The sequence below is a fragment of the Blastococcus sp. SYSU DS0617 genome (assembly GCF_054051075.1).
Genome location: NZ_JBJHAO010000023.1, coordinates 1 through 13194, shown reverse-complemented (window position 1 = coordinate 13194; position 13194 = coordinate 1). Strand labels below are relative to the sequence as shown.

The 13194-nt window shown below is 73.9% G+C and carries 13 protein-coding genes; 9 read left to right on the top strand and 4 right to left on the bottom strand.

The annotated features are described in order from the left end of the window. Positions 1-34: 34 nt before the first annotated feature. Positions 35-2128, bottom strand: a complete 2094-nt coding sequence (locus tag ACI793_RS18440; RefSeq protein WP_456607835.1) for an AMP-binding protein — start codon at positions 2126-2128, stop codon at positions 35-37. Between the two features lie 152 nt (positions 2129-2280). Here ACI793_RS18440 and ACI793_RS18435 point away from each other — a divergent pair, with 152 nt between their 5' ends. Next, on the top strand, positions 2281-2898 hold the full coding sequence (locus tag ACI793_RS18435) for a TetR/AcrR family transcriptional regulator (protein WP_456607834.1): 618 nt from the start codon (positions 2281-2283) through the stop codon (positions 2896-2898). Here ACI793_RS18435 and ACI793_RS18430 read toward each other — a convergent pair. Further along, on the bottom strand, positions 2864-4429 hold the full coding sequence (locus ACI793_RS18430; RefSeq protein WP_456607833.1) for a DHA2 family efflux MFS transporter permease subunit: 1566 nt from the start codon (positions 4427-4429) through the stop codon (positions 2864-2866). The two genes, ACI793_RS18435 and ACI793_RS18430, sit on opposite strands and share 35 nt — an antisense overlap. A gap of 107 nt (positions 4430-4536) precedes the next feature. Between ACI793_RS18430 and ACI793_RS18425 the strand changes: the two genes are divergently transcribed. From ACI793_RS18425 to ACI793_RS18410, 4 genes are all read left to right on the top strand, one after another. After that, positions 4537-5454, top strand: a complete 918-nt coding sequence (locus ACI793_RS18425) for an SDR family oxidoreductase (protein WP_456607832.1) — start codon at positions 4537-4539, stop codon at positions 5452-5454. Positions 5455-5515: 61 nt separating this feature from the next. Further along, complete coding sequence (locus tag ACI793_RS18420; RefSeq protein WP_456607831.1) at positions 5516-6010, top strand: GNAT family N-acetyltransferase; 495 nt, start codon at positions 5516-5518, stop codon at positions 6008-6010. A gap of 10 nt (positions 6011-6020) precedes the next feature. Continuing rightward, positions 6021-6419: an ankyrin repeat domain-containing protein gene (locus ACI793_RS18415; protein ID WP_456607830.1), complete on the top strand. Its 399-nt coding sequence runs from the start codon at positions 6021-6023 to the stop codon at positions 6417-6419. A 197-nt stretch (positions 6420-6616) separates the two neighbouring features. After that, positions 6617-7015: an ankyrin repeat domain-containing protein gene (locus ACI793_RS18410; protein ID WP_456607829.1), complete on the top strand. Its 399-nt coding sequence runs from the start codon at positions 6617-6619 to the stop codon at positions 7013-7015. Positions 7016-7045: 30 nt separating this feature from the next. Here the strand turns inward: ACI793_RS18410 and ACI793_RS18405 are convergent, their stop codons facing one another. After that, positions 7046-8593: a DUF222 domain-containing protein gene (locus tag ACI793_RS18405; protein ID WP_456607828.1), complete on the bottom strand. Its 1548-nt coding sequence runs from the start codon at positions 8591-8593 to the stop codon at positions 7046-7048. Positions 8594-9039: 446 nt separating this feature from the next. Continuing rightward, positions 9040-9468: a GNAT family N-acetyltransferase gene (locus ACI793_RS18400; protein WP_456607827.1), complete on the bottom strand. Its 429-nt coding sequence runs from the start codon at positions 9466-9468 to the stop codon at positions 9040-9042. Between the two features lie 253 nt (positions 9469-9721). Here ACI793_RS18400 and ACI793_RS18395 point away from each other — a divergent pair, with 253 nt between their 5' ends. The 4 genes from ACI793_RS18395 to fabG all read left to right on the top strand — a co-directional run bounded on the left by ACI793_RS18395 (position 9722) and on the right by fabG (position 13051). Continuing rightward, entirely contained in the window at positions 9722-11239 is a 1518-nt protein-coding gene (locus ACI793_RS18395; protein WP_456607826.1) for an AI-2E family transporter, read from the top strand. After that, the gene (locus tag ACI793_RS18390) at positions 11240-11698 is read left to right on the top strand and encodes an AAA family ATPase (protein ID WP_456607825.1); all 459 of its coding nucleotides are present in this window, start codon (positions 11240-11242) and stop codon (positions 11696-11698) included. Positions 11699-11742: 44 nt separating this feature from the next. Continuing rightward, on the top strand, positions 11743-12162 hold the full coding sequence (locus ACI793_RS18385) for a DUF350 domain-containing protein (RefSeq protein WP_456607824.1): 420 nt from the start codon (positions 11743-11745) through the stop codon (positions 12160-12162). Between the two features lie 121 nt (positions 12163-12283). Beyond that, positions 12284-13051 (top strand): 3-oxoacyl-ACP reductase FabG, encoded by a 768-nt coding sequence (gene fabG, locus ACI793_RS18380; RefSeq protein ID WP_456607823.1) that lies wholly within the window; start codon positions 12284-12286, stop codon positions 13049-13051. The last annotated feature ends 143 nt before the right edge of the window (positions 13052-13194 follow it).

Below are 13194 nucleotides of genomic sequence, written 5' to 3'. Positions count from 1 at the left end.
CCTTGGAGGTCATCGTCTCTCGGGCCGGTGCCGCTCAGGCGTCCGCGCCGGCCGCGGCCTGCTGGCGGAAGTTCTCCCGCAGGGTGCGCTTGGACAGCTTTCCGGACGGGGTGCGCGGCAACTCCTCGACGAAGTCGACGGTGCGCGGGCACTTGAAGTGGGCGAGCCGCTCGCGGGCCCAGGACTTGAGCTCCTCGGCGAGCTCGGGGGAGGCCTCGTAGCCGGGCTGCAGTTCCACCACGGCCTTGACCGACTCGCCCCACTCGGCGTCGGGCACGCCGATCACGCCGACGTCGCCGATCGACGGGTGGGTGATGAGCGCTGCCTCGACCTCCGCCGGGTAGACGTTGACCCCGCCGGAGATGATCAGGTCGACGCTGCGGTCGGTGAGGAAGAGCCAGCCGTCCTCGTCGAGGTAGCCGACGTCCCCGAGGGTGTAGTAGTCGCCGAGGTAGGACGACGAGGTCTTGGCCTCGTCGCCCAGGTAGACGAACCGCCCGGTCTCCGGGGCCCGCAGGTAGATGGTGCCCGGCACGCCGGCGGGCAGGTCCTCCCCGGCCTCGTCCAGGATCCGGATGTGCCCGGGCGTCGGGTGCCCGACGGTGCCGGGGCGGGCGAGCCAGTCGTGCGGCGAGACGACCGAGCCGAAGCCCTCGGTGGCCGCGTAGTACTCCCACGCGATCGGGCCCAGCCAGTCCATGAGCGCCTGCTTGACCGGGACCGGGCAGGGGGCGGCCCCGTGCCAGATGTTGCGCAGGCTGCTGAGGTCGTACCGGTCCTTGACCTCCTGCGGCAGCGAGATCATCCGGTGGAACATCGTGGGCACCAGGTGGGTGTGGGTGATCCGGTGCTGCTCGATCAGCCGCAGGGTCTCCTCGGCGTCCCACTTGTCCATGAGCACGACGCCGGCGCCGCGGGACAGGGGCATGCTGAGCGAGAAGAGCAGCGGCGCGGAGTGGTACAGCGGGCCGGTGACCAGGTTGAGGTCCTGCCCGGGCACATAGGCGGAGGCCTCGGCCACGAGGGTGGCCAGCTCCGAGGCGGCGGCGCCGGCGGCCGGGGCGGCGGAGCGGTGCACGCCCTTGGGGCGCCCGGTGGTGCCGGAGGTGTAGGCCATGGTGCTGCCCAGCACCGGGTCCTCGAGGTTCTCGGCCGACTCGCCGGCCAGCGCCTGCTCGTAGTCCTCGAAGCGCTCGCCGGCGCCGTCGACGACGAGCAGGGCGCGGGCCTCCACGCCGTCCAGCGCCTGGCCGACGGTGTCGGCGAACCGGCCGTCGACGACGACGGCGCGGGCGCCGCAGTCGCGGAGGATGTAGTTGATCTCGTCGGCGGTGAGGTGCCAGTTGACCGGCGTGAGGCGGAGCCCCGAGCGCTGGGCGGCGTAGAGCGTCTCGACGAACTCGGGACGGTTGGAGCTGATGAGGGCGATGGAGTCGCCGGCGCCGAGGCCCCGGGCGCGCAGGGCGCGGGCGAGCTGGTTCACGCGGCCGTTGAGCTCGGCGAAGGTCCGGTCACCGTGCGCGGAGCGGATCGCCGGGGCGTCCGGCTGCCGGGCGGCCCACAGGGCACCCAGCGTGCCGGTGGCCGCGGCGCGCTCCACGAGGGCCTGCACGTCGGCCGAGGGGGCGGCGGGTGCGGCGGGGGCCTGTGCGGATGCGGTGGGCTGCATGGTGTCTCCTGTCGAGGGCCAGTGGCGCGCGCGCGTTGCGGTCTCGCGGTACGAGTCGAGCGCCCGGCCCCAGGCGGCGAGACCCGCGCGCGCGGCGGGGACGTCGTCGGGAGACAGGTGTGCGGAGAGGTCCTGCAGCCGCGCCGCGGCCGTGCGGTCGGCCTGGGCGAGCACCTCGTGCCCTCTCTGGGTCACCAGGTGGGTGACGTGGCGGCGGTCGGCCGGATCCGTGCCGCGCTCGACCATGCCCCGGGCGACGAGGCCGTCGACGAGTGCGGTGACGCTCGGGCGGCTCACGACCAGCCGGCGCGCGAGGGTGGAGGCGTTCACGGAGCCCTCGGACAGAAGGCTGAGCAGCCGGTACTGCGGCATGGAGAGCTCGCACTCGGCCAGAGCCACCTCCACGAACCGGGCGAGGCGGGCCACCGTCCGCGCGCCGGTCGGCGTGGCTTCGATCACAGCCGCTAACCATTCAGGGTTCTAACTTCTTTCGCAAGGGGCTCTTCGGAGTCCGCGGAAAGCGCGTTCCGTGACGCAGAGGTGACGCAGACCACTACGCGCCAGTAGTCTCGCCGCAGTCGCGTGTCGTCGGTTCGAGGGGTGTGGGCCGGGTGCGGACGAGCGAGCAGCCGCAGGGCAGTGCCTGGCAGTGGAGCCGCACCGCCGACACGCGTCGCACGCTCATCACCGCAGCCGGAGAGGTGTTCGCCCAGAAGGGCTTCGCCGAGTGCAGCGTGGCCGACGTCGTGGAGCTCGCCGGGCTGAGCGTCGGCAGCCTGTACCACCACTACGGCGGCAAGTCCGAGCTCTTCCTCGCCGTGTGGGAGGACCACCAGGCGGCGTACGAGGAGCAGGCGGCGACCGCGGTCGCCCTGGCCCGGCGTGCCGGCACGACGGCCCCGGCGGAGCTCTTCCTCGTGGGGGCGCGGGCCTACCTCGAGACCACGTGGGAGCGCCGTGCGCTGGCCCGCCTGTTCCTGGACGGCGACGGGCCGCCGGGCTTCTTCCTCGTCCGCAGCCGCCGGCGCAACGACTGGGTCCGGCAGAACGCGGTGCTCCTCGCGGTCGGCACCGGGCCGGCCGATCGGCTCCTGGTCTCCATCCTCACCGCGGCGATGGGCGAGGCGGGCCGCCAGATCATCGGCTGCGAGACCGAGGAGCAGGCCGTCGCGGTCACCGAGAGCGCCCTGGCGATCATCCGGCGGCTGTCGGACCTCCCGGAGCGGTGACCTCGGCGCGGAGGCGCCTCGTGCTCGCGCGCAGCGCGGCGAGCGAGGTCAGGACGGTCGCCGCGTTGAGCGCGAGCATCGTGAACAGAGTCCACCGGTAGCCGGTCAGGAGATCGGCCAACCCCTCGGCCGACACGTCGGACAACGTGCCGGCGAACGCGTACTGCCGCAGCTCCGGCGCGAGCGGCGCGGTGAGCACGGAGAGGACGACGGCCGTGCCGAGCACGAACCCGCTCTGCTGCAGCATCAGCCGCATCGCGTTGGCGATGCCCAGCCGCTCGTGGGGCATGTCGCCCATGAGCGCCGTGGTGTTGGACGGCATGAACAGGCCTGATCCGGCACCGGCGAGCACCAGACCGGCGGCGATGGCGACGTAGTCGGCCGCCGTGATCACCGACCAGGCGAGCACGATCAGGCCGGCGCCGGTGCAGAGGTTGCCCACCACGGCGAGCGCGCGCGGTGAGACCCAGCGCTGGAACAGCCCCGACGACGACGAGAAGACCAGCGTGGCCACCGCCAACGGCAGGACGCGCAGGCCGGCGGTCAACGGGTCCACGCCCTGCACGGCCTGGAAGTACAGCGAGAAGAGCAGCAGCACACCCGCCTGCGAGGTGGAGTTGAGGAAGGAGGCCATCAGGCCGAGCGCGAACGACCGGTTCCGGAAGAGCGTCATGTCGACCAGCGGGTGGGCCACCCGGCGCTCGAAGAGGACGAACGTCGGCATGCCCAGGACGAAGACGACCAGCCCGCCGATGACCAGCCAGCTGCCCCAGCCCAGCGTGGTCGCCTGCGACAGGGCCGCCAGGCCGCTGCCCAGGGCCACCAGGATCAGCAGGTTGCCGGTCACGTCGATGCCCTGGCGTTCCCCCGCCCGGGCGACGCGAGGGAGCGCCCACGCACCCCAGGCCAGGCAGATCAGTCCGATCGGCACGTTGAACCAGAAGACCCAGCGCCAGCCGGCGTGCTCGGCGAGGACCCCGCCCACGGTGGGGCCCAGCAGCTGGGCGACGGAGAAGGAGGCCAGGTAGATGCCCATGCCCTGGCCGAGGCGGGCGCGAGGGAAGGCGGCGGTGACGATGGCGGCGCTGTTGGTGAGCAGCATCGCCGCGCCCGCGGCCTGCAGCACGCGGAGGCCGACGACGACCCAGGCGTTGGGGGCCAGGCCGCACAGGAAGCTGGCAAGGGTGAAGGTGGCCAGGCCCATGAGGTACATCTGGCGGCGGCCGAACATGTCGGCCAGCCGCCCGAAGAAGATCATCATGACCGTGTTGGCCAGCATGAAGGCCAGCAGCATCCAGCTGGCCGCGGTGGCGCTGGCGTCGAAGTGGCGCACGACGGTCGGCAGGGCCACGTTGAGCGCGCTGCCGGACATCCCGGAGAAGACGCTGGCGAGGCTGACGACCGAGAGCGCCAGCCAGGCCTCCTTCATGACCGCGCGCTCGTCGCGCGGCTCGACGTCGACCGGCTCCGGAGCGGCCGGTGAGGGTGCGGCGACCTCGCTGCTGCTGGTGGTGCGCGCGTCGGCAGCCATGCATCCCCTCGGAGGTCGAGCGGTCGCCCTCGCGGCGGCCCAGCCGGTTGACGCCGGCAATCCTGGAACAGGATTCTAGGGGACACCGACGAGAAGGAGGCTGCCTGATGCAGTCCGACGAGCAACGCGTGGTCATCGTGACGGGTGCGGCCCGTGGCATCGGCCGCGGACACGCCCTGGAGTTCGCGCGGCAGGGCTATGCCGTGGTCGTCAACGACCTCGGCGCCGACGTGGACGGCACCGGTGGATCCACGGGCCCGGCGGGTGAGGTGGTCGACGAGATCCGGGCCATGGGCGGTCAGGCGATCGCGAACGGGGACGACGTCTCCGACTTCGCCGCCGCCGAGCGCCTCGTGCAGTCGACCGTCGAGCACTTCGGGCGGCTGGACGTGCTGGTCAACAACGCCGGCATCCTGCGTGACCGGATGCTGGTGAACATGTCCGAGCAGGAGTGGGACTCGGTGATCCAGGTCCACCTCAAGGGCACGTTCGCCCCGCTGCGCCACGCGGCCGCCTACTGGCGGGAGGAGCACCGGGCCGGCCGCCCGGTGGACGCTCGCGTCATCAACACGACGTCGTCCTCGGGCATCTACGGCAACCAGGGCCAGTCGAACTACGGCGCCGCCAAGGCCGGGATCGCGGCGTTCACGGTGATCACCGCGATGGAGCTGGGGCGGTACGGGGTCACGGTGAACGCGGTGGCACCCGCCGCGCTCACCCGGATGACCGAGAACCTCCGGCCCGACCGGGAGAAGCCGGATCCGGAGGCGTTCGACCCGTCCGCGCCGGACAACATCGCGCCGCTGGTCGTCTGGCTGGCCGGGCCCGCTGCGCGGGAGGTCACCGGCCGGGTGTTCAACGTCCGCGGCGGCATGATCAGCGTCGCCGAGGGGTGGCAGGCCGGTCCCGGCGTCGACAAGGGCGCGCGGTGGACGGTCGAGGAGCTCGACGACGTCCTCCCCGGGCTGGTCGCGAAGGCGGCGCCCAACGCCGATCAGCGGGGCATCCGCCCGACGACCGGCTGAGCCGCTCCCGCGGCCGGCCGGGGCGTCCGCCGCGCCGGCCGGCTGCGGGACACTCTGCGGTGTGTACGACGCCGCGTGGGGACCGTTGCCCGGGGTCCCCGGGGTGGTGGTGCGCCGGGCGGGGGCCGCGGACCTGCCTGCGCTGGTGGCTCTCCTCGCCGACGACCCGCTGGGATCCGTGCGGGAGTCCGCGGACGGTGGCCTCGAGCCCTACCGGCGCGCCTTCGCGCTGGTCGACGCCGACCCGGCCCACCTGCTGGTGGTGGCGCTGACCGGTGCCGAGGTGGTGGGCACCCTGCAGCTGTCGTTCCTGCCGGGGCTCTCCCGCCGTGGGGCGTTGCGGGCGCAGGTCGAGGGCGTGCGCGTCCGTGCCGACCGCCGGGGCGACGGGCTGGGGGAGGCGCTGCTCCGCTGGGCGCTGGTGGAGGCCCGCCGGCGCGACTGCGCGCTGGTGCAGCTCACGACCGACCAGGCCCGTCCCGACGCGCACCGCTTCTACGAGCGGCTCGGCTTCGTCGCGTCGCACCGGGGCTACAAGTTGGTCCTGGACTCCTAGGGTGGGCGGCGTGACCAGCGGAGAGATCGATCCCCAGCTGCTCGAGGTGGCCCGCCGGATGTTCGACCTGGCGCGGTTCGGCCACACCGAGGAACTGGTGTCCTACATCGACCGGCGCGCCCCGGTGAACCTGACAAACGAGAAGGGCGACACGCTCCTGCTGCTGGCCGCGTACTACGGCCACGCGGAGACGGTCGCGGCGCTCCTGGCACGCGGGGCCGATCACTCGCGCGTCAACGACAAGGGACAGACCGCCCTGGCCGCGGCGGTGTTCAAGCAGTCTGCCGAGACCGTCCGTCACCTCCTCGCCGCCGGTGCCGACCCGGACCTGGGTGGCCAGAGCGCCCGGGCGACCGCGCAGTTCTTCGGCCTCACGGACATGACCGAGCTCCTCGACGCGCCCCGCTGACCCGCCGCTGCCTGAGCCGACCGGGCGCGGTCCGTACCTGACGCCGAACCGGCGCCGTCCGTACCCGAGGCCGACCGGGCACGGTCTGTACCTGGCGCCGACCGGGCACGGTCCGCCCGTACCGGGCGCGCCACGCGCGCCGACCACGCCCGTTCGAGCCTTCCGCCGCGCCGCCGGAGCCTCCTACGCTGCCCGCCATGAGCATCGGCGACGGCTCGTCCACCCGAACCGTCCAGGCGGGCCACCTCTTCGACCTGGCGCGGCAGGGCGAGACCGAGGTGCTGGCGGCCTACGTCGACGCCGGCGTCCCGGTCGACCTGACGAACAGCGCCGGCGACACCCTGCTGGTGCTCGCTGCCTACCACGGTCACGGCGACACGGTGGCGGCTCTGCTGGCCCGGGGCGCGGATCACGCCCGGGTCAACGACAAGGGGCAGACGGCGCTGGCCGCCGCGGTGTTCAAGCAGGCCGAGGACGCCGTCCGGCACCTGCTCGCTGCCGGCGCCGATCCGGACCGGGGCGACCAGACGGCGCGGGACACCGCCCGGTTCTTCCGCCTGACGGCCATGACGGAGCTCCTCGACGCCCCCAGGTGAACCCGGCAGCACACGGACCCCGCACCGGTCTCAGAAGGGCGGTGGGGTGTTGTCGGCCGGTACCGGTTGCGGTGCCGGTAGCGCGGGTTGTGCGCGTAGTCCGGGTGGTCGGGTGGTTCGGGTGATGCCGGACGGGGTGGTGACGGTGAGGGTGCCGTCGGGGTGCATCTGGAAGCGCCAGTTGCGGGCGAAGGTCTTGAGTCGGTGGTGGGTGCGGCACAGGCAGCAGAGGTTCTGGCAGGTGGTGCGCCCGCCGCAGTCGTAGGGGAGGACGTGGTCGGCGTCGGTGCGTCCGGCGGGTTGGCCGCAGCCGGGGTGCCGGCAGGTGCGGTCGCGAAGGCGGATGAACCGTTCCTGTGCGGGGGTGTGGGCGTAGCCGCTGGCCTCCGGCGGCGGGCCGAGGACCGGGCACTCGCAGGCCACGTCTGGGCCGTGGGCCGGGCAGCCGCGGGCGGCGCGGCGGGTCAGTTCGGTGGCGCTGGCGGTGGCGAGCAGGGCGCCGTCGTCGTCGGTGAGGGCGACCGCGAGGCTGCCGCCCGGCGGAGCCTGGACGCCGAGTGCGCCGAGCTGGGTGAGCAGTTCGCGGAGGTGGGCGGCGGTGATGGCGGTGCCGTTCACGGCCGGGGTCGTCGCGCCGGCTGCCGCACGCTCCACCGCCCGGTTCGGCGCCTCGTCGGCCGGCGTCTCCTGGGCCGCGGTGCGGGATTGGTTCGGCGGGCGCAGGGCTGACAGTGGTGCGGTGACCCTGAGGTGGCCGGTCATCGCCGGGCGGGAGGTGTCCCAGGTGCGCAGCACCAGCGCGGCGTGCGCCTCGGTGCGCAGCACCCCGATCGGCCGGTCGTCCCCGGTGGTCCTCGCGAGCTGGGCGGCCTGGTCGATCACCGACCACATCGCCGCGGCCACCGGCGAGGGCAGCTCACTGGTCAGCACCGACATGCCGTCGCCGGTCTGGTACAGCCGCACCGCCGCGCGCTGCTCGGCCTCGATGCGCCGCTGCTCGGCGAACTCCTCATCCGCCGCCTCGGCCGCGGCCACCAGCCGCTTACGGAGCTTCCCCGCCGACAGGCCGGCCGCCAGGGGCAGCACCGCGGGCACCACGACCGCGACCACCTCGTCGGTGGCCGTACCGAGGACGTCGGCGAACACCCGCGCTCGGTACCAATCCAACCGGCCGGCGGTGCAGTCGGCGTGCACCGCGGGCATCCGTTCCACCAGCTGGTAGGAGTCCGACAGCACCCCGGCGGCGAAGGCGCGGGAGCAGTTGAGCACCATCGCCAGCTCGTCGGGCAGGAACTCCGACGTCCCCGGCACCGGCGAGCCACCACCGCGCCGCCGCGCACCCGGATGCCCGGGAGGCGGATCGTCGGTGTCGGGCCGGGCGGCGGCCAGCGCCATGACCAGTTCGGCCTCGTAGGCGGCGTCCATGGCCTTGCGCGCCTGCACCCGCTGCAGCTCCGCTGCCGCCTCGTCGGCGGTCATCAGGCCGACCGGCAGCCGGTGCACCGACGGCGCCCGCTGCAGCATCAGGCCCAGCAGCGCACCCTCCATCACGGAGCGCTGGAGCGCGGCCATCGGCATGCATCGAACATACGTTCGGGGTACGACAGTTTTCGACGGGTCGACGGGTCGACGGGTCGACGATCGCCGGCGGCGGCGGCGGTGCCGGTGGCCCGGTGGGTGGTGCCGGTGGCCCGGTGGGTGGTGCCGGTGGCCCGGTGGGTGGTGCCGGTGGCCCGGTGGGTGGTGCCGGTGGCCGATGGCGCCGTTTGGTGGGCGGTACCTGGTGGCCTTTGCCTGGTGACCGGGTACCTCGGTAGCGGTGACTGGTTTCTGGTGTCCGGTGACCGGCGGTCGAGGCCTGATGCCCTGCGCCCGGTGCCGGTGCCGGTGCCGGTGCCGGTGCCAGGTGCCGGTGAGCGGTGCTTGGTCCCCGGTGGTCGAGGCCTGATGCCCGGGCTCGCGTCAGGAGGCGTGCTTCACGAGCACTCGCTCGTCGTAGCTGATGCCGTGCTCGACGGTGTGGATCACGCGGTCGGTCGCGGCCCACCCCGCACGTTCGTTGAAGCCGATCGCCGCGTGGTTCTCGACCCGGGCGCGTGCAGCTCGAGGTCCGTCTGGCCGGCAGCGGCGAGCATCGCCTCGCCCAGCGCGAGGAGGCGCCGGCCGAGGCCGGTGCCGTGGTGGTCCGGATCGACGAACAGGTGCACCAGGCGGTGCCCGCTGATCGTGACGTGCCCGATCGGCGTGCCCTGTGCGACGGCCACCCGCGTCGTGCAGTCGGAGCCCGGCCGGAACCAGTCGCGGAGCTGCTCCCGGGTGCCCGCGCGGTCGGGGGGCTGGAACCCGTCGGCGGGCAGCCGGCCGGCGTACGTCGTGACGAAGCAGTGGTGGTGGTAGTCCTCCACCGCCTCGGCGTCGGCCGGAGTCGCCGTGCGGAGCGCGACGGCATCCATGCGTCGACACTGGCACGCCGGCGCCCGCTGCGGGCGGGAGTTCCGACGCCGGTCCGGGACGCGTCGGCGTGCCGCCCGTCCGGGACGTCGATCCGCCGCCCGTCCGGGACGTCGATCCGCCGCCTGCCCGGGCAGTCGGTCCGCGCCGCCCGTCCGGGACGTCGGTGGACACACGCGCCGGGCGCAGGGGTGCGCGGGCATGGGTGGACACTCCAGGGGTACGAGGCCCGCGATCCAGGGGAGGGGTGGCCCGGTGGTGCGACCTGCGGTGCACGGCAGGGGGCAGGAGTCGCCCCGCGCGCTCGACCCCAGCGCACCGGCCGCCGCCGAGCCGTCCGCCGCCGAGCCGTCCGCCGCCGTGCCGAACGGCACCGACGCGCCCGCCGCCGACGAGTCCGCCACGGACGAGTCCGCCCCCGAGCCGCCCGCTTCCCACCCCCTGTCCACCGGTACGGCACCCGACGGCGCGGCCGGGCCGCAGCCACCGGCCGACGACGCCGACCGCCGGGCCGCTACCGCGGCCGACGCGGGGACGGCCGACGCGGCTGCGACCGCTCCGACCGCCACGGGCGCCACCACCGCCACCGAGGCCCTGGATGGCTCGCCCACCGGCCTGCCCCGATGGCTGCTGCTGCTGGGCGGGCTGGCCGCAGGGACCATCGCGATCGCCGGGCTGCGCGAGGTCGCGTGGCTGGCCGCACCCATCCTGACGGCGCTCGTCGTCGTCGTCGGCCTCATGCCGGTCTCGAGCTGGCTGCGTCGCCACGGCGCGCCACGCTGGGTGGCGACCACGGTCCTGCTGCTCCTCGTCTGGGCCGTGCTGCTCGGGTTCGTCGCGTTGCTCGTGGCCAGCGTCGCCCAGTTGGCCGCCCTGCTCCCGGACTACGCCGACCAGGCCGAGGAGCTCCTCGACGGCGTGGTCGCCGACCTCAACGACGCAGGCCTTGTCTCGGGACAGCTCTCCGACCTCGTCGAGCAGATCGAGTACGGGCAGGTGGTGGGGCTGGCGACCGATCTGCTGGGGCGGATCACCGCGACGGCCAGCACCCTGATCCTGCTGCTCTCCGCGCTGGTCTTCATGGCCATCGAGTCCAGCGGCTACGGCCGGCGGCTGGCCCTCATCGCGCGGGAGCGGCCGCACCTGCCGGTGGCCTTCGCCCTCTTCGCCCAGGGCACCCGCAGCTACCTGCTGGTGAGCACCGTCTTCGGGGCGATCGTCGCGGTGGGCGACGCGATCGCCCTGGCCATCCTCGCCGTGCCGGCCGCGCCGCTGTGGGGCCTGCTGGCCTTCATCACCAACTACGTGCCGAACATCGGGTTCGTGCTCGGTGTGGTCCCCCCGGCGCTCCTCGGGTTGCTCGCCGGCGGCTGGGGCGAGCTGATCGCCATCCTGGTGATCTACACGCTGCTCAACTTCGTCGTGCAGACGCTGATCCAGCCGCGGTTCGTCGGGGACTCGGTCGGCCTGTCGATGACCGTCACCTTCATCGCCCTCCTGTTCTGGGGCTGGGTGCTCGGTGCGCTCGGCGCACTGCTGGCGATCCCGCTGACCCTGCTGGTGAAGGCCCTGCTGGTGGACGTCGACCCGCGTGGTCACTGGCTGGACGCCCTGCTCCGGGAGGAGCCGCGGGCGCCGAGGACCTCGCGCGCCCGGCGCCGGATGCACGCCCGGCGGTCCGCGCTGGCCTCCGTGCGCCGGCTGCACCAGCCCCGGCGGGTGCCGGGCGAGGAGCACGCGCCGGCCGGTGACGCCGGTACGCCGGTGCGCTGAGTGCCCGAGCTGGTGGTGATGGTCGGTCTGCAGGGCGCCGGCAAGTCGACCTGGGCGGCCGCCGAGCTGGCCGGCACCCACGCGGTCGTGAGCAAGGACCACTGGCCGCGCGCGAAACGGCGCGAGGCACGGCAGCGCCGCGTGGTGGCCGAGCTGCTCGCCGCCGGCCGCAGCGTCGTCGTGGACAACACCAACCCCTCGGCCGCCGAGCGCGCGCCGCTCGTCGCGGCGGCGCGCGAGGCGGGCGTCCCGGTGCGGGCGGTCTGGGTGGACACCCCGCTGGACGTCTGCCTGGCGCGCAACGCCGCGCGCCCCGAGGGCACCCGCGTGCCGCTGGTCGGAGTGCACGCCGCCGTCGCCCGGTTCCGGCCGCCGACCACCGCGGAGGGGTTCGACCGGGTCGACGTCGTCCGCCCGTCGCAGGCCCCGAGGCGTGCGGCGGGGGAGGACGTGCGGTAGACACGGCAGGCCGTTCCCGCCCCGACGTCCCGGAGGTCCCCCTCGTGCTGGCCAGCATCGGCTACGCCGCCGCGTACACGGGCGTGGGCATCGCGCTCCTGGCCCTCGGCTTCGTGGCGCTCGACCTCCTCACCCCGGGCCACCTGGGCCGGCACATCTACCAGGAGGGGTCCATCAACGCCGGCATCGTGCTGTCGGCGGGGTTCCTCGGCCAGGGCGCGATCGCGTTCACCACGATCTGGACCAACGCGACCGACGGCTTCGGCCGGGCGCTGTGGTGGACCGTGGTCTTCGGCGTCGTCGGCGTGCTCCTGCAGGCGGTGGCCTTCCTCGTGCTCAACCTGGTGACCCCGGGTTCTCTGGGGCAGTCGCTGGTCCGGGTGCAGTTCCACCCGGCGAGCCTGGTGAGCGCGGCCAGTCAGCTCGCGGTCGCCGCGATCATCGTCGCCTCCATCTGGCCCTGACGACCGGGCGCCGCCCCGTGTGACGGCTGACTCACCGGGTGCCCGTAAGGTGCCGAACAGCTTGCCGTCCGCCGCTCGGCCGGGGACGGCGCTCCGAGAAGACCTGACGAGAGGAATGTTCATGAGCGAGGCAAACAGCGGGACCCGGGTGGCCATCGTGACCGGCGGCGCGCGCGGTATCGGTGCGGCCACGGCGCAGCGGCTGGCCAAGGACGGGTTCGCCGTCGCGGTCCTGGACCTCGACGAGGCCGCCTCCCAGAGCACCGTCGACGCCATCAAGGCGGCCGGTGGGCAGGGCCTGGCCGTCGGCGCCGACGTCAGCGACGCCGAGCAGGTCCAGTCCGCCGTCGACCGCATCGCGACCGAGCTGGGCGCGCCGGTCGTGCTGGTGAACAACGCCGGCGTGCTCCGCGACAACATGCTGTTCAAGATGAGCGACTCCGACTGGGACATCGTCATGAACGTGCACCTCCGCGGTGCCTTCCTGATGTCGCGCGCCGCCCAGAAGCACATGATCGAGGCCAAGTGGGGCCGGATCGTGAACCTGTCCAGCACCTCGGCGCTCGGCAACCGCGGCCAGGCCAACTACTCGACGGCCAAGGCGGGTCTGCAGGGCTTCACCAAGACCCTGGCCATCGAGCTCGGCAAGTTCGGCGTCACCTCCAACGCCATCGCCCCCGGCTTCATCGAGACCGAGATGACCAAGGCGACCGCCGACCGCATGGGCATCCCGTTCGATGACTTCATCAAGGGCGCTGCCTCGCAGATCCCGGTGGCCCGGACCGGCAAGCCCGAGGACATCGCACACCTCGTGTCCTTCTTCGTCAGCGAGGGCGCCGGCTTCATCTCCGGTCAGGTCGTCTACGCCGCAGGTGGCCCGCGGGCCTGACAGCAGGACCCCCGCACGCGGGGAGCGGGACCGGGGGGGGGGGGGGCGGGGGGGGGGGGGGGGGGGGGGGGGGGGGGGGGGGGGGGGGGGGGGGGGGGGGGGGGGGGGGGGGGGGGGCTGGGTGCGGGGGGGGGCGGGGGGGT